This window comes from Sporosarcina sp. P37, from assembly GCF_002109365.1.
Lineage (GTDB): Bacteria > Bacillota > Bacilli > Bacillales_A > Planococcaceae > Sporosarcina.
On sequence record NZ_CP015349.1, the window covers coordinates 1,646,890 to 1,664,561 of the forward strand.

At 46.3% G+C, this 17,672-nt stretch carries 15 protein-coding genes and 1 other annotated feature; of the genes, 3 read left to right on the forward strand and 12 right to left on the reverse strand.

Features of this window, described 5'->3' with window-relative positions; translation table 11 throughout:
- Positions 1-184: 184 nt before the first annotated feature.
- The 10 genes from SporoP37_RS08610 to SporoP37_RS08655 form a co-directional block, all read right to left on the reverse strand.
- Positions 185-664 (reverse strand): acyl-CoA thioesterase, encoded by a 480-nt coding sequence (locus SporoP37_RS08610; RefSeq protein WP_081243262.1) that lies wholly within the window; start codon positions 662-664, stop codon positions 185-187.
- Between the two features lie 89 nt (positions 665-753).
- Positions 754-1,638, reverse strand: coding sequence for a C40 family peptidase (locus SporoP37_RS08615; protein WP_158233557.1), 885 nt, complete (start codon positions 1,636-1,638; stop codon positions 754-756).
- Entirely contained in the window at positions 1,631-2,740 is a 1,110-nt protein-coding gene (locus SporoP37_RS08620; RefSeq protein ID WP_085430737.1) for a dipeptide epimerase, read from the reverse strand. The genes SporoP37_RS08615 and SporoP37_RS08620 overlap by 8 nt, the downstream gene beginning before the upstream one ends.
- Complete coding sequence (locus SporoP37_RS08625) at positions 2,741-3,670, reverse strand: S66 peptidase family protein (protein ID WP_081244804.1); 930 nt, start codon at positions 3,668-3,670, stop codon at positions 2,741-2,743. It lies immediately after the preceding gene.
- Between the two features lie 243 nt (positions 3,671-3,913).
- The gene (trpA, locus tag SporoP37_RS08630; RefSeq protein WP_081243264.1) at positions 3,914-4,705 is read right to left on the reverse strand and encodes a tryptophan synthase subunit alpha; all 792 of its coding nucleotides are present in this window, start codon (positions 4,703-4,705) and stop codon (positions 3,914-3,916) included.
- Positions 4,702-5,892, reverse strand: a complete 1,191-nt coding sequence (trpB, locus tag SporoP37_RS08635; RefSeq protein WP_081243265.1) for a tryptophan synthase subunit beta — start codon at positions 5,890-5,892, stop codon at positions 4,702-4,704. Before trpB ends, trpA begins: the two co-directional genes overlap by 4 nt.
- The gene (locus SporoP37_RS08640; protein WP_085430738.1) at positions 5,876-6,511 is read right to left on the reverse strand and encodes a phosphoribosylanthranilate isomerase; all 636 of its coding nucleotides are present in this window, start codon (positions 6,509-6,511) and stop codon (positions 5,876-5,878) included. Before SporoP37_RS08640 ends, trpB begins: the two co-directional genes overlap by 17 nt.
- Complete coding sequence (gene trpC, locus SporoP37_RS08645; protein WP_085430739.1) at positions 6,508-7,296, reverse strand: indole-3-glycerol phosphate synthase TrpC; 789 nt, start codon at positions 7,294-7,296, stop codon at positions 6,508-6,510. The genes SporoP37_RS08640 and trpC overlap by 4 nt, the downstream gene beginning before the upstream one ends.
- Positions 7,293-8,324, reverse strand: a complete 1,032-nt coding sequence (gene trpD, locus SporoP37_RS08650) for an anthranilate phosphoribosyltransferase (protein WP_081243268.1) — start codon at positions 8,322-8,324, stop codon at positions 7,293-7,295. The genes trpC and trpD overlap by 4 nt, the downstream gene beginning before the upstream one ends.
- 68 nt (positions 8,325-8,392) lie before the next feature.
- Complete coding sequence (locus tag SporoP37_RS08655) at positions 8,393-9,772, reverse strand: anthranilate synthase component I family protein (RefSeq protein ID WP_232329736.1); 1,380 nt, start codon at positions 9,770-9,772, stop codon at positions 8,393-8,395.
- A gap of 95 nt (positions 9,773-9,867) precedes the next feature.
- Positions 9,868-10,087: a binding site (T-box leader), on the reverse strand.
- Positions 10,088-10,262: 175 nt separating this feature from the next.
- On the opposite strand from SporoP37_RS08655, the gene SporoP37_RS08660 reads away from it, so the two are divergent.
- The 3 genes from SporoP37_RS08660 (at position 10,263) to SporoP37_RS08670 (ending at position 15,370) form a co-directional block, all read left to right on the forward strand.
- On the forward strand, positions 10,263-10,967 hold the full coding sequence (locus SporoP37_RS08660) for a pseudouridine synthase (RefSeq protein ID WP_081243270.1): 705 nt from the start codon (positions 10,263-10,265) through the stop codon (positions 10,965-10,967).
- A gap of 439 nt (positions 10,968-11,406) precedes the next feature.
- Positions 11,407-13,824 (forward strand): sensor domain-containing protein, encoded by a 2,418-nt coding sequence (locus SporoP37_RS08665; protein ID WP_085430741.1) that lies wholly within the window; start codon positions 11,407-11,409, stop codon positions 13,822-13,824.
- Positions 13,825-14,062: 238 nt separating this feature from the next.
- Positions 14,063-15,370: a uracil/xanthine transporter gene (locus tag SporoP37_RS08670; protein ID WP_232329737.1), complete on the forward strand. Its 1,308-nt coding sequence runs from the start codon at positions 14,063-14,065 to the stop codon at positions 15,368-15,370.
- Between the two features lie 23 nt (positions 15,371-15,393).
- Here the strand turns inward: SporoP37_RS08670 and SporoP37_RS08675 are convergent, their stop codons facing one another.
- Complete coding sequence (locus SporoP37_RS08675) at positions 15,394-16,005, reverse strand: hypothetical protein (RefSeq protein ID WP_081243272.1); 612 nt, start codon at positions 16,003-16,005, stop codon at positions 15,394-15,396.
- A gap of 52 nt (positions 16,006-16,057) precedes the next feature.
- Positions 16,058-17,629, reverse strand: coding sequence for a sensor domain-containing diguanylate cyclase (locus SporoP37_RS08680; protein ID WP_085430742.1), 1,572 nt, complete (start codon positions 17,627-17,629; stop codon positions 16,058-16,060).
- Positions 17,630-17,672 lie beyond the last annotated feature (43 nt).

The window sequence follows — 17,672 nt, forward strand, 5'->3', positions numbered from 1 at the left end:
AGCGGGCCGAGGCCTGTTCATTCACTGCTGTTTTTATCTATGCAATTATCACTTCTGAAAAAGAAAGATCATCCGCTGTCTCAGGCGATCAATCTTGACTGCTGACAGCGGAATGAATAAGTTAATTAATTCTTTAAAAAGCGCAAAAAAGAAACGAACACGCCGTTTCTTCCGTGCGCTGCAGTTAACGTTTCATCATGCGGCGCTGCTGACGCAATTCACGCCGTGCCGGTGCAGAATCAAACAGTCTTCGTTCTGCTTCCGTTTCAGGATACACATCCGCGACCGGGATTGGCCGATTCGCGTCGTCCACCGCCACCATCGTACAAAATGATTCCGTCGTCAGCTTCACTTCACCTGTCACCAGATTTTTTGAATGGACGGACACAAAGACTTCCATCGATGTACGGCCTACTGACGTAACGATCGCTTCGAGTTCAATCATATCACCGAGCAAAGCCGGTGAAACGAAGTCCACGGAGTCAATAGACGCAGTAATCGCTGCCCGTGTGCCTCCGTGCTTCATTGCACAGATTGCGGCGATCTCATCGATATAAGCGAGGACCTTTCCTCCAAATATCGATTGTATATGGTTCGTATCGGGCGGCAGAACCAACTTACTTTGGATAGTTCTTGACTCACCCATTGGTTTTCGTTCAGACATTGCGACAGCTCCCTTTTTAGTATCTTCTTTTAGTATACCTAAAACAAGAGAGACAGCGCTAATACTTACAAGCTGCATCTTTTATTGCATCAGACAACTCTGCGGACGGCTGACACTTTGTTTGCATACACAGACTCCTTCAACGGAATTTGTTCAATCAGTTTTCCCGTAGAAGGCGCGTGCAAGATCTGGCCGTTGCCTGCGTACAGCGCCACGTGATGGATAGATTCATTATCGTTTTGGAAAAATACCAAATCACCTTTTTCCCACTCGCTTGTATCGAGCGAAACAGGTCTGCCGGCTTCTGCCTGATCAGCTGCATCGCGCGGCAAATCAATACCGCATGCTTTCCAGATATTATGGATGAATCCTGAGCAGTCATAGCCCCACGCAGACATGCCGCCCCATAAATACGGCAAGCCGAGGAAACGCCGTCCTACAGTCAACGGACGATCAGTGGATTCTTCTCCTAGGCGCACAGTATCAGATGCGTTCAGCAGTTTCCATCCATGCGGTGTCCAGACACGGATTTTCTTGCCGCGCTGCCCGCCGGCCGGAAAGACCGTGTTAAATGATACACGCAAGAAAAGCTGACCCGACTCATCCAACAGTCTGGCCTTTTGGGCTGTGACTCGAACAAATTCTTCTGTTCTCGCTTGTTCACGCATGGACAGCTGCACAAGCGGCACCCATCCGGGATAACCGCGCGGATCCTTTTTAGTAGGCTGCGCGCTCGCAATGACCCGAGCCCAGTCCCCAATCACTTCTTCTACAATTACCGGTTCCCCGTACAAAAGCTGCGTCTGAATTTGATCCGTATCACTCAGCGCCAAGCGTTCTTCATAAGATAACTGGGAAAGCCATTTATCCATCTGTACCGGATGATCGAGCGCAGGCAGATCCGCCACACGTGGAGAGTCGGGATCTGTCCACACTGTCGCTACACTGACTGCACACATCCACTGCTCATTCATATGCATGCTTTTTCACCCACTGCATCATCCGTTTCCGATCAAATCCCAGCCCGTGTGCACTGTCAAATTCCAGCTGCGCTCTGTTATAACGTACGCCGCCTGCATCAAATTCCTGTTTAAGTAATAGCGGTGCATCCAAATCTACACGTGTAATGTTCGGCTGACTTGCCGCCGCATGAGCAGCTGCAGTTACGCCCACCGCCGTTTCCATCATGCTGCCCATCATACACTCGACTCCATTTGCTTCAGCCAATGCATTGATTTTCAAGGCTTCACGGATCCCCCCCGACTTCATCAATTTGATATTTAGTACATCCACTGCGCGCATCTTCAGCAGCTTGACTGCGTCCATTGCGGAAAACAATGATTCATCCGCCATAATCGGCGTGCTTGTCTGTCTCGTGACATCTCTCAAGCCTTCTACATCATATGCGGCAACGGGCTGTTCTATTAACTCCAAATTAAATCCGTCGTCTTCCATCTGGCGGATCAGCCGGATGGCTTCTTTTGGGCTCCATCCCTGATTGGCATCCAGGCGAATTGCAATATGCGGCCCTACCGCCTGACGAATCGCTTGAATACGTTCTCTTTCTTGCTGCAAACTTCCTGTCCCGACTTTTACTTTCAGTATTCGGAACCCCTTGGCTGCGTGTTCTGCAGCTTCATTTGCCATCTCCGCGGGTGAGCCCACACTGACGGTCAGATCAGTAGTCAGGTTACAATGATAGCCGCCAAGTGCATTCATTAGCGGCAATCCGCAAAACTGCGCGAATAAATCATAGATTGCCATGTCAACCGCCGCTTTTGCACTTGTGTTACCGATAATGGACTGCTGCACTTTCTCCAACAGCAGTTCCCGCCGGCTTATATCCTGTCCGGCTAATAGCGGCGTAAATACATGAGTGATCACATGGCGAATACCGCCAAGTGAATCGCCGGTGATGACATGTGTCGGCACGGCTTCACCCCAGCCAGTCCGTCCATCGTTCGCTGTGATTTTTACAATCACGGACTGTATGTCATGAACAGTCCGCAATGCTGTACTAAATGGTTTTCGCAAAGACGATGAAACAACAAATGTTTCCACCGTGCATATTTGCATTTATTCCACTCCCGGTAAAATGGTCAATGTCTTATGATCAGCATCCAAACGTCCCTTCACCCCTAATGGAATCGCAATATTCGGCTCGCAGTGGCCTATTTGGAAGCCTTTTACGACAGGCTGACTGAGGTTGCCGAAATAATGCGCAAATACGTCATCCATTGTAAGTGTAACTCCGGGTTTTGCCGGTGACGCTTTCGCAAAATTACCGATCACCACTCCCGCGGCTTCCCGGAGTTTTCCGGCAAGACGCAACTGATTTAACAGACGGTCAACTTTATATGGTTCTTCACCCACATCTTCAATGACGAGCAATCGTTTATTCGTCTGGATCTCAAATTCACTTCCAAGACTGTTGACCAGCTGTGTTAAGTTTCCGCCGACCACTTCCCCTTCAGCCACACCGCCGACCAGCGTTTCAAGCGGCGAAATAGCTTCAGAGTAATGAACTTCTACAGGGTTAAACAGCTGTCCAAACATCTTTCCGGACAGTTCATGAAATTCATCCTGTGCAACGCAGGACGCGAGCATCGGTCCATGAAATGTCACCAGACCCGCTCCCTGACGTATAGCGGTATGCAGATATGTAATATCACTGAATCCCCAAAACACTTTTGGATTTTCGTGAATTACATCCATATCAAGCTGCTCAGCATAACGAGCAGAGCCGTAGCCGCCCCCGGCGCAAATAATCCCTTTTACTTCAGGGTCTTTGAACATCGCATGCAAATCGGCAAGCCGCTCTTCATCGGTTCCTGCCAAATAGCCATGTTTCTTATACACAGACTCTCCTATTTTATAGCGGAGCCCTAATTGCTCCAGGAACGAAAATGAGCGCTCCAATACTTCCCGTTCTACAGGACTGGCAGGTGCCACAATTCCTATTACATCACCTGCTGTAATACGTGCTGGACGAATCATTCTAGTCATCACCCTTTCTATGTCCTACTTTATCATATTCACAAAAGCGCATCGTCATCACGGGATCTCAAAATCAAATGTGGATAGCCGCCAAGTTATCCCCGTTATGAACAACTAATACACAAATATTGTGCATATACCACATAAAATAACTCAAAATACAGAAAAAGTTATTCACAATTCGTTACCTGTGGATAGTTTTATCCGCAAAAAAACCGAACAACTGAAATTCATCAGTTATTCGGTCAGTCGTCAGCTATTTGGCACTTGATTTTTTGATGCATCAATCAGATGACGCACCGTTTCGCGGTCACCTTCATGAAGCGCCTGCACGATGGCACTCCCGACGATTACGCCATCAGCGAGTGCACCGAGAGATCGCACGTGTTCCGGCGTAGATATCCCGAACCCTGCGAGAACCGGAACGGAACTTGCTGCTTTCAAACGCTCCAAGTGACCTTCTAGCCCTTCGGTGAATGAAGAACGAACGCCTGTTATACCGTTCACAGTCACTGCATAAATGAAGCCCTCTGCCGCTTTGGCAATCGCCTCAATACGCTCGGCAGGACTCGTTAGCGAAACCAATTGAATTAACGCCACATCACTGTCTTTCAACGCGTCTTTCAGCAAATCGCTTTCTTCAAGCGGCAGATCGGGCACGATAAGGCCATAAACGCCGCTTGCTTCGCAGTCTGCAGCAATCACCTGTAAACCGTAGCTCAGCACAGGATTCAAATACGTCATAATAACGAGAGGCACAGTAACTTCGTCTTTGAATGAAGCAAGTTCTTTCATGACTTTGCGCAGCGTGACGCCTTCTGCCAAAGCGCGCTCTCCAGCCTTCTGGATCACTTCCCCGTCTGCAACCGGATCAGAAAACGGAATTCCCACTTCAATGGCTGTTGCACCCGCCTCCTGTAAGAAAAGAATATTCTCTTTCAGTGTCTGCAATCCGCCGTCGCCTGCCATGATGTAAGGAACGAATGCTTTACCGCCCTGATCATTACATTGTAAAATTGCTTGTGTCACTTGTTTTTTCGTCATTTTGATTGACCTCCCAACGCATCACGCACCGTTTGCATATCCTTGTCGCCGCGGCCGGACAGGCAGATGACGAGCACTTCATCTTCTTTCATTTCTTTTGCCAGCTCCACCGCATAATACACGGCATGCGCACTTTCAAGGGCAGGAATAATTCCTTCCACACGGGACAGCAGCTGTACTCCTTCAAGTGCCTGCTGATCTGTCACGGAATCATATTTCACCCGTTTAATATCATGTAAATAACAATGCTCAGGCCCAACCGCAGGATAATCCAGACCCGCTGAGATTGAATGCGCTTCTTGAATGAACCCATCCTCGTCCTGCAGTACGTACATATATGCACCGTGCAGCACGCCTTCTTGTTTGCCCGCAATTGCGGCCGCATGTTTGCCGGTTGAAATGCCGCTTCCCGCCGCTTCTACTCCATATAATTTTACATCCTGATCGTCAACGAATGGATGGAACATACCGATTGCGTTGCTTCCGCCGCCGATACATGCGATAACGGCATCCGGCAGACGGCCTTCGTGCGCCAGAATCTGCTGGCGTGTCTCATCACCGATTACACGCTGAAAATCACGTACAATTTGCGGAAACGGATGCGGACCAAGAGCGGACCCAAGAATATAATGCGTATCTTCCACGTTCGCAACCCAGTAACGCAACGCTTCATTGACCGCATCTTTTAATGTACCCGCACCTTTATCCACAGACACAACTTTTGTACCCAGCAGCTCCATACGGAAAACATTCAATTCCTGGCGGCGGACATCTTCCTTCCCCATGAATACTACACATTCCAGACCGAGCAATGCACAAGCCGTTGCTGTAGCGACACCATGCTGTCCAGCTCCTGTTTCCGCTACAATTTTCTTCTTGCCCATACGAGCAGCTAACAGTGCCTGACCGAGTGAGTTATTAATTTTATGCGCACCTGTGTGGTTCAAATCTTCCCGCTTCAGATAGATCTTTGCGCCGCCCGCATGCTTCGTCAGACGTTCCGCAAAAAATAACGGCGTTTCACGGCCCACATATTCTTTTAAATAATAATCCAGTTCTTTTGAAAACTCCGGATCTTGCTGCGCATCTTCATAAGCCTGTTCTAATTCGGCCAATGCAGTCATCAGCGTTTCCGGTACGAATTGTCCGCCAAATCTTCCGTAACGTCCTTTAGTTTCTGTTGTCATCTTGATTTCTCCTGCCCTTCGCTGTATGGATAAATGTCCGAATGCGTTCTGTGTCTTTTTGTTTTTCTATTTCCACTCCACTTGATACATCCACCATATATGGATTCACTTGCCGGACAGCTTCCTGCACGTTTCTTGCATGCAAGCCGCCAGCCAGAATAATTTGTTCTTTTGAAACACCTGCATTTTCAAGTAATGACCAGTCAAACGTTTTCCCGCTGCCGCCCTTATACTCAACGCCCGGTGTATCGAATAGATAATAATCTACATCATATGAAGCCGCCCTGGCCGCGTCTTCTTCATTTTCAACAGCCAGCGCTTTAATGGAAGGCAATCCAACCTCTTGAATGAAAGCCGGCGTCTCGTCTCCGTGATACTGGATGTAATCGAGGGACACTTCTTTAAACGTCCTGTGCAATTGTTCCATTGATGCATCTGTAAACACACCAATTTTCCATACCGAATCTGGTATATGCTTCGCCAATTCCTGCGCCTGCTCAACCGTCACTTCCCTGCGGCTTGGCGCAAATACAAAACCGATGGCATCCGCACCTGCTTCAACAGCTGCACGCACATGTTCCGGCTGCGTCAGGCCGCATATCTTCACTTTTATTGTCATGGACGAATCACTTTCTTCTCTACTTGCAACGCCTGCAGCGCTTCTTTTACCGAATCACTGCGCATCAGCGATTCTCCCACCAGAACTGCACTGGCACCTGCTTCTGCAGCACGTTTCGCATCTTCAGGTCCCCAGATTCCGCTTTCACTGATGAACACACGCTCTTCATCAAACGGGAAGTGTGCTGCAACCAGTTCCGTCTGCGCGAGATCCACCTCAAATGTATGCAGATCCCGGTTATTTACTCCGATGATTTTTGCATCAATCGCCAGTGCGCGGTGCAGTTCTTCCACGTTGTGCACTTCAACCAGTACGTCCAATCCCTGTTCGTTGGCATACGTGTAGAGACTGCCAAGTGTTTTGTCGTCAAGCGCAGCGACAATCAGCAGAATGACGGATGCACCCGCACTTTTCGCCTGGTCAATTTGAATTTGATGAATGATGAAGTCTTTACATAACAACGCAATAGGAACAGCGTCTGCAACAGCTGACAAGTCTTCAAACGATCCCTTGAAAAATTCACGGTCAGTGAGTACAGATATACATGCAGCACCCGCCTCATAATATGCAGTCGCCTGTCTTACAGGGTTTGCTCCTTCCGCAATCAATCCTTTGGAAGGAGAGGCACGCTTCATTTCGGAAATGACTTGAAGCTGTCTGGCTTTTCGAAGTGTACGATACAGTGACGGCCGTATAATTTCTCTTTCCGGAAATGTTGTATGATTCTTTACTAACTGATCTACCTCTATTTTCTTCTGTGCAATAATTTTATCTAAAATGGTCATCTGACACCCGCCTCTTGCCGAATCCGATCGCTGAACGCGACGACGGCTTCTAATTTTTCTAAAGCTTTCCCTGACAAAATACTTTCAGTCGCCATCTTGACGCCTTCTTGTATCGTTGCCGCTTGGCCGTTGGCAAATAAACCAATGCCCGCATTCAACACGACCGTGTCAAACTTCGGCCCGCGTTCTCCTGCCAGAATCGAACGGGTCGTTGCGGCATTTTCCACTGCGTCTCCGCCTCTAATCGCAGACAGCGGCGCATATTCCAATCCTACGTCATCTGCGGTCAAGGAAAACGGAATTAGATCACCCCGGTCCAATAATACAAACTCATTCTGACCTGCAAGCGACGCCTCATCCATACCGCCCGCTCCGCTTACTACGATAGCCCGTTCGCGGCCAAGCATCCGCAGAACAGATGCATATTCCATAATGAAGTCCGGACGGTTGATGCCCGTGAACTGGGTTTCCAGTGATACAGGATTTGTCAGAGGTCCGACCAAGTTGAAGATCGTTGTCTTGCCGATTTTATTTCGAATAGCTCCGATCCGTTTCATTTTCGGATGAATAGCCGGTGCAAATAAGAACGCAATACCTTGTTCTTCAAGCAGTTCCTGCATATCCGCAAGCTGAAAGTCCGTATGAATGCCGAGTGCATCGAGTACATCTTGGCTGCCGGCTGCGCTGGATATTTTACGGTTTCCGTGTTTTGCAACCTGGACACCCGCACCCGCCAGTACGAAGGCTGCTGTTGTACTGATGTTAAATGTGTTCACGCCATCCCCGCCTGTTCCGCAGTTATCTAAGTAACGTGCAGCGGCTGGTGTCAAGTCGTTAGCGTAAGATTTCATTACAGCTGCCAGTGCGGCTACTTCATGTGAAGTTTCTCCTTTTTTTGACAAGGCAATAAGGAATTGTGCGATTAGCTCTTCATCTGTTTCTTCATTAAACAATAATTCAGCTGCTTCTCTCATCTCTTCATACATGAGATGGCGCTGCTTCTCTACTATACTTAGGAATTTCTCCATACTCGTCTCTTCCCTTCTCATCTGCATACTGCGTTTCTGTTTTCTTTTGGTCAGCCGCTCCTTGACAGTCAGCTGACTGTTTCCGTTGCTTCCAGTAAGGAACGCGCTTTATTGGATGTTTCTTTATATTCTAATGAAGGAACAGATGCTTCCACTATGCCGGCACCTGCCTGAACGTAGGCTTTCCCTTCTTTTACAAGCATGGTGCGGATTGTCAGCGCAAAGTCGATATTACCGTTCAGTCCGATATAGCCGATTGCGCCTCCATAAATTCCACGGTGCTGATCTTCAAGTTCATCAATGATTTCCATGGCTGCGGGTTTTGGTGATCCAGTTACTGTTCCTGCCGGCATTGTTGCTTTCAGTGCATCCAGTGCATGGAGCCCGGGAGCCAGCTCGCCTTCCACTTCAGATACCAAGTGCATGACGTGTTCATAGCGCACCGTCTCAAGATAGTTTGCGACTTCAATGGTTTCCGGACGACAGATTTGTCCCAGTTCTTTTTTGCTTACTTCGACGAGCATGTCGTGTTCGGAAAGTTCTTTCGGATCATTTCGCAATTCCGTTTCAAGCGCTTGATCTTCCGCTTCATCACGGCCTCTTCTGCGTGTTCCCGCAATCGGATTCGTCAATACTTTGTTTCCTGTGACGCTGACGAGACTTTCAGGCGATGTGCCGATAACCGTATGATCTTCAAACTCCATGTAATACATGTAAGGCGACGGATTGCGGCGGCGCAGTTTACGGTATAACGCAAATGGATCGCCCGTAATATCTGCTTCGAGCCGGCGCGACAGGACGACCTGTTCCGCCTGACCTTCTTTAATTGCATCGATGACAATCTGTACCCTGCGCTCAAACTCTTCCTTGGATATCGCACAGCGGTAGTCAGAAATAGAAACACTTTCTTCTTTGCCGATTGATCCGTTGATGATCATGTCTTCAATTTCATCCAAGTCAGGCGCTTCGTATACCGGATTGATTTCTGTGTGCAATAACGTGACGTCATGCAGTTTATGATCATAAATAACAATCGTATCGTAAATATTGAAGTAAACATCAGGTATGTTCAGGTCATCAGCGCTGCGCATTTCACCGTTTCTCGCTGCACCGTACCCGACATAACCGACTGCTCCGCCCGTGAAAGGGAAACCTGCATCCTCCGTAATACGGGGCATCAGCCGCTTCAATAATGTGTAAAGGTCACCTTCATGCGTATACGTTTTATTCGTTGAATAGACAATTTCTTCCACAACGCCATCACGGCCGCGGTACGCCTTTTGGGGATTTAGTCCAATGAATGAATAACGTCCTGACCCGCCCGCCTGCGAAGAGCTTTCTAGGAGAAACTTATGCTTTCCTTTCAGCCTCCTGAAAATCAAAATCGGCGTCAGTGAATCGCCTTCAATCTTTCGTGTGGTCACCCGTAAATTCTTCTGCTCTGTCATCATGTTCATTCCCCTTTTCTATATGGACTGTTTCACGGACTTTCATATACCGAAAATAAAAAAAGTCCTCTGCAAACAGAGCCAGTCAGCCTGTTGCAGAGGACGATTAAATAACCGCGTTGCCACCTCAAATTGAAGCGCCTGAGCACTCCCACTTTATGTGTTTTCACACTGCCCTTAACGCAGGCACACGTCTGTTTTGAAACAAAACAGCTGCCATAAGTCCATTCACGAATGCCGTGTATCAGTTCCCACCCGCCACTGACTCTCTAGCAAGCACGTGCAATCGCTACTCTTCTTATTCTGATCTTTTCGCTATTCTCTTCTCTGCTGACTCTGCTCATCTAACGTGGACGACTTCGCTCCCGAAATCTTCTGTCCGTCTAGTAATTACATTTATCTTAATATGCAGAATCTTTAATGTCAACAAATTCTTACGGCAAAAATGCTATAATTAATGTAATGTGACAAGTTCGGAAGGAGAGTCATTATGCGTATTAATAAATTTTTAAGCGGAGCGGGCATTGTATCAAGGCGCGGCGCGGACCAGTGGATTGCCGACGGCCGTGTCAAAATCAACGGAGAGCTTGCGGAACTCGGCAGCAAAGTCGAAGCCGGTGATCAAGTGGAGGTAGACGGAAAACTGGTTGAGCAGGAAGAACAGCTTGTCTATATCGCACTCAATAAGCCTGTCGGAATCACCAGTACAACAGAGCGCCACATCGAAGGAAATGTCGTGGATTTCGTTAATCATCCGCTGCGGATTTTCCATATCGGAAGGCTCGACAAAGATTCAGACGGACTGTTGCTGTTAACGAATGACGGAGATATCGTCAATGAAATTCTAAGGGAAGAATATGGGCACGAGAAGGAATATATCGTGACCGTTGACAGCCCGATCACTTCTTCTTTCATTGAACAGATGGAATCGGGTGTGAAAATTCTTGATACCGTAACGAAACCCTGCACTGTTACGAAGCTCGGACCTAAAACATTTTCCATCATACTGACCCAGGGCTTAAACCGCCAAATCCGCAGAATGTGTGCAGCGCTCGGCTATCATATCCGCCGGCTGCAGCGGGTCCGGATCCTGAATATTGAGCTGGGTGACCTGGCGATCGGCGAATGGCGGGAGCTGACGGATTCCGAACGCAAAAAACTGTTTCAAACATTGAACTATCAGCCGAAAAGATAAGATAGGCAGCGATATTCCATACAGCTGCTGTGATGAGGACCGAAGACAGCCCAGTAATGCCAGGGACTGATCTTCGGTCTTTTGCTGCTCAGTATTACAAGGAATTATATCTGCCGGCTACCTATCGAATGCTGAGGCTCATGCGGCCACACCATAATGCGTATTCGTGAAAACGCCAATTCCACTCATCTGCAGCCTTAATTTATACTTTCTCAATATCTTTTACTTCTTATAAACCTTATGTGCTGACGGTACTTCCAAAAACCTACATAATATTCTTTTTTGATCTAGTTCAAAACTCTCTTATATATGATATAATTAGTAATATTTCAAACGCTTCATGACTTATTAATTATGTTCATATAAAACATCAATGCGAAAATTCCCATATAACTAATTTGCTGTTTTTACAATCACTCAAAAGAAAGGATGTGCTATCATGCCGTTACACGCCCCCAGCATCCATCCGCATCTATCAAAACTGCTGGATGAACAATTTTGCATATCCTTAATTGACTTGAACGGTCATCTCACCTATGTGAATCAGAATTTCTGTGAGTTAACAGGCTACCAGGAAGAAGAGCTGCTAGGAAGCACTTGGGAACTGCTGAACAGAGGGCTCTCCGTCGAGAAGACACTTCATATGCTCAGAGAACATTTCATCCGGGATAATGTGTATCAGGAATCTGTGCGGATTTTATCCAAAAACAATACAGAGCACTGGCTGGATATAACCATCGTGCCTATTTATGACTCCGCAGGTCATTTAACAAATTACTTATCGCTCGATATTGATGTCACACGATCTAAACTGGTTTCAAAGGAATTCGCAAAAACGCGAACAGACTTGCATAATTTTAAATATGCTCTTGATGAAGCGGCAGTAGTAGTCATCACGAATGCCCAAGGCGTCATCAGCTATGTTAACGACCATTTTTGTAAACTATCCGGATATTCGCGTGAGGAGCTCATCGGGAAAACACATCGGGTAGTTAATTCAGGGACACATCCAAAAAGTTTTTTTGAGAATATGTGGTCGACGATTCAATCGGGACAAGTATGGCGCGGAGTCATCCGGAATAAATCAAAGTCCGGCAACCATTACTGGGTCCATACAACGATTGTTCCGTTTATCGGATCTGACGGAAAACCATTTCAATATATTTCAATCAGACAAGACGTGACATCACACAAAGCCGCAGAAAAGTCACTTGAAACGGCAGTGAAAAATGACTTTTCAACGACTGTTAAAAATCTGCAAAATGCTATTTTCAAATATTCGTTTGATGAAAATCTTCAAATCAAAATAACATTGCTGGAAGGTAAAGCGGTGCAAAGACTGGGAATCAACAAAGATATACTGAATCAATTGACGGCTGACAAACAGTTTAATTTGTCTACGATTAAACGTCAACTCTTGGGCGCACTGCTTGGCCGTGTTGCCCAGTTTGAAATCCAGTATCAGTCCCATACATTTCTAGTTTATCTTTCCCCTATTTTTGACGGGGAAAATGTAGTGGAAGTCGTCGGCACCGCAATCGATATTACCGATCGTAAAGAAGCGGAACGGCAAGTCGAATATATGGCGTTTCACGATCACCTGACAGGATTGCCGAACCGCCGATTATTAAAACAGACGGTGGAAGACTTGATTGAGAGCCGCCTGCATAATCAGCAGCCTTTCGCTTTGCTCTACATGGATTTGGACAGATTTAAAAATATTAATGATTCTATGGGGCACTATATAGGGGACCAATTGCTAAAGGCAGTAGGCGCACGCCTGCAGACACTTGTCCGTCAAAATGATTTAGTCGGGCGGCTCAGCGGGGACGAGTTTCTCATACTCTGTTCCTCTACTACAAAACAAGGGGCAAAAATGGTTGCTCAGCGCATCGTGGATGAAGTCTCGAAGTCCTTTCTCATCGATCATTTGGAAATATTCATCGCACCAAGCATAGGCATCAGCATGTTTCCTGAAGATGGAGCACATTATGATACACTCATCAGAAATGCCGATTCTGCCATGTATCTGGCTAAGCAATCTGGTAAGAGTACGTATCAATTCTTTACAGAGGAACTGTATAACGATCTGATGCAGCGGACATTAATCGAGATGGAGTTAAGACAAGTTCTTAAAAAGGAAGAATTATTCCTTCATTACCAGCCTCAATTTGAATTTAAAACAGGAAAAGTAATAGGTGTAGAAGCACTAGTGCGCTGGCAGCATCCGACGCGCGGCCTAGTTTCACCCGGCCGGTTCATACCGATTGCAGAAGAAACGGGCATGATTCTGCCTATTGGCTTGTGGGTGTTAGAAACAGCCTGCAGAAAGGCAAAAGAGTGGCAGGACATGGGATACACTTCCTTGCTGATGAGCGTCAACGTATCGCTTCGACAATTTAAAAGCGCAAACTTTGTAGCAGACGTCAAAAACACCTTGCATAAAACGGGGCTGCAGCCGCAGTTCTTGAATATAGAAATCACGGAGAGCATGACGTCCGACGTCACCTATTGCCAAAACATACTGCAGCAGCTGCGGGACATCGGCATTAAAATCAGTATTGATGACTTCGGAACCGGCTATTCTTCACTGAGTTATTTAAGCACATTCCCTCTTACACATCTAAAAATTGATCAGTCGTTCGTAAGAGATTTGACGAAGAACTCGGTAATTGTCAAGGCGATTATTGACTTGGCGAAAAATCTCCATTTGCGTGTGGTCGCAGAGGGAGTCGAAACAGACGAACAGGCAGCGTTTCTGAAAACCCTGGCCTGCGATGAAGCGCAAGGCTTCTTATATTCCAGACCTGTGCCTTGCGGGCAGTTGCTGGAGTTATTAAAAAGAACAGAGCTATAAAAACAGGGCTGTACAAGAAGCTGGGATTCAACGGCTTCCTGTTGCAGCCCTGTTTATTTTTACATCGCGAGCGGTTATTTTTCTGTTCTCCCTTTTAACTGTCGCAGAAGAAAACTCTATCTTTCTTAACAATTTTATAAGTATATTATTATTTCAATTAATAGTGTGCTATAGTTCTCTCTATATTTGAACTTTTTCGACATACGTCAGCACAGAGTTTTTCAAGGGGGATTTATGGATGGGAACTAACCAGATGCGCCACTCTATTACCGCATTAGCAGGATTTCAATGGCTATTTTTTATGTTTGCCAATACTGTAGTCATTCCGATTTCAGTCGGTACAGCCTTTGAACTGGAACAGATTGAAATCGTTTCAGCGATACAGCGCTCATTTATATACACAGGGATTGCATGCTTACTGCAAGGTATATTTGGGCATCGGCTGGCCTTGATGGAAGGTCAATCTGGTTTATGGTGGGGTGTCGTTCTCAGTTTGGCTGGAACCGCCAGTGCGATGGGCTTAAGTTTGACGGCGGTCGGCGGAAGCATCGCAGTGGGGGCTATGATTTCAGGCGCACTTGTAGCGTTCTTGGGGATGCTCGGCATGGGAGAAATATTGAAGAAGTGGTTCACACCCGCTGTCATGTTTGTCTTTCTGTTATTACTGGCGAATCAGTTAATTACTATTTTCTTAAAAGGTATGATTGGTCTTAATGACGGGGAATATATCAGCCCGTCGAAAACGCTGTTCTCATTTGCATTGGCGGGATTGACCATTCTCGTGCATGTTAAAGGGAAAGGAATCGTCAGCAGCCTGAATCTGCTGATTGGCATGACCGTTGGATGGATCAGTGCCGTGCTAATTTTCCCTGCGGAGGCTGCAGAAACGATTAAAACAACTCCTTTCATTCAGTGGTTCCCATGGGGTGAACCGACGCTTGAGATCGGTATCGTCATTACCGTAGTAATTACAGGACTGCTGAATACAACAAATACTATTGCCACGCTTAAAGGCGCAGAAGATATTTTTGAAAAAGAAACAACGAAATCACAATACAAAACTTCTTTCTTTATTACAGGCGGATTAAATGTGGGAGCAGGCGCCCTCGGTCTCGTCCCTTATGCACCTTACGCGTCGTCAATTGGTTTTCTGCAGTCCAGCGGAATAAAGGATAAAGCACCGTTCTTCATCGGCTCACTATTATTCATTATTCTCGGGCTCGTCCCGCCGTTAAGTGCCTTTTTCTCTACTATTCCTCAAAGCGTAGGAAATACCGTATTATTCGTAGCCTATTTACAATTATTCCGTTCTGCGCTGCGCAATGTGGAAGGGTTAACATTTGAGCCTAAAACGATCTACCGTGTCGCATTGCCTTCATTGCTCGGTTTATCCATCATGACATTGCCCGCTGCTGTATTTTCTCAAATGCCCGAACTCGTGCAGCCGCTCCTCTCAAGCGGTTTACTCGTTGGAATTTTAGCCGCACTGCTGATGGAGTTAATATTTTGGATGGGCCGGCGATTCGGCACTCCTGCCCGCATATAGACTTCAGCCCTGATCCGCGCCGATCAGGGCTGTTTATATGTGTACACTAAAAACCGCTCTGCTTTATCGTGTACCTGCAGATGGGTAATTGGAATCTCCGCGGTCTTTTCAAACAATGGATGATGATGTAAAAAATACACGTATTCATCAGTCGGATAATATAAAATTACTTCCATTGCACGCGGCGTATTCTCCGCAGATTTCAAAATACGCTGAATGACCGAACGAAAAATCTCCAAAGAAAAGGGATTAAAAAAATAGAAAGTAACAGCATCCGAGGGAATGATATAGTGCTCTGCCTTACAGCATTCAAACGAGATGGAACCGTACCGTTTCGGGAATGCCTGCCCATAGTCCATCAAATTGGTCATCGCGTCTTGATGCAGCACGCTATTCATTTCGATGCCTACTGTGTCGAGCGAAAAAAGATGATTTATATAAAAAGGAACACGGCCTTTACCGCACCCAAAGTCAATCAGGCTGCCCTCTTTCAGAAGATCGTGCTGGGCAAATAAATAATCCAGCATTTCATAGGGGGTCGCTTCATAGCGATTATAATGGGAGGATTGATGTGCCCACTCCCTGACACCTATTGTTTTAATATGTAAACGTTTATCCATCATTTGTTCTTCCATACCGTCGCCCCCTTTCTTTTCGCGCCGCACCTGCGAGGAGAACCTCGGCATATTATTCATGCCGAGGTTCATCAGATGCAACGATTGTTTTATTACGGCCTGTGCGCTTTGCTTCATACAGGCTTTGATCCGCCAATTCCAGAAGCCTCGCGGGGTGGTCGGCATGCTCCGGAAAGGCAGCGACACCTAATGAAATCGTTACGACTTCTCCGCATGGACTTATGGTATCTTCCATTTTTTCTCGAAGTCTTTCCGCCGTCAGATAGGCAGTTACTTTATCGGCTTTCGGCAACAGAATAACAAACTCCTCGCCGCCATACCGGCAGCAAATATCCTGTTTTCTCACAGCGCGCTGCATCAAATCCGACAGATAAATCAGTACTTCATCGCCTGTTGCGTGTCCGTACCGGTCATTGACACGCTTAAATTTGTCTATGTCCAGGATGATGATAGAGAATGGCGTCTTATTCTCTACCCATTGTTTCATAAAATCATCCATCGTACGTCGATTGGTTAATTTCGTTAAGGGATCTGTCGTAGATTGATGAATGAAATAATTCATCTCATTCTTGAAATAATCTAAGCTATGCAGCATAGCACCTTTTAGCTGCCTGGCTTCGTAATACCAATCCGGAACCTCTACCATTTTCTCTTGTTCATTAGATTTAATACTGTTCTCCGCATAATAAGCCAACTTTTGAAGCGGCAGTGCAATTTTTTTTGATAAAACATATACAAGAAGGAATGCCAAAACTAACAAAGGGAGTGATTTCCACGCCATTTCCAGAACCATCTCTTTCGCTGGTTCAACCGAAGTATCTACTTGGCGCTGAGAAACAATCCCCCAATCCGCAATAGATAAATAAGAGTATCCAGCCAGCATCGGCACCCCTTTTGTATTAATGAGCTGCATGGAGCCGGTTTCACCTTTGATTACTTTTTGTACAGCTTCATTGCCTGCGACATTGTCTTTTAAACGCTCCTCCTGCTGATGATAGATTAACTTTCCGTCAGAATCCACCACATACACATACGAGCCGTCTTCATAAAAGTGATCGCCTAATATTTTCTCCAGTACATTAGGTTTGTTCAGATAAATTGCACCGCCTAAAAACCCTCTGTATTCACCGTCTTTTATTAAGGGAACACTGATGAAAATGAGTAATTCTCCCGTAATTCCAGTGTAAGGCTGCGAAATGACCGGTTTCATTTCATTGATAGCCTGCCTTGCACCAATAGATGTTAATTTTTCTCCAAGTATCTCCAGGCTTGGCGGTGAAACGCCAAGGACGATACCGTCTTCGGAGGAAACGGCAACTGAATTGAATGTGCTCGTCTGTGTGCGGATCCGTTCGGCAATTTGATTCAACTTCTGCTGTGCTTCTTCATCATCAAGAAGAGGCAGAACTTCTTCCGCATTGACTTCAAGCGTCCTCAATGTTTCGCGTAAAAAAATATCAGTTGTAGAAGACAATTTCTCTGCATAGGCATAATTCGTTTCTAAGGTGGTCTTTATTAAAGCTTGCTTATTCACACGAAAGCCAGCCGTAGTACTGGTTAGAAAAGTTAAAATGATCGCTACTAATGCTACGACTTGAATTAAGTTTTTCAAGGACCATCTCATTTGTCTTCCTGTCTCCTTTTCCGTATGGTGCTATTAACCTATT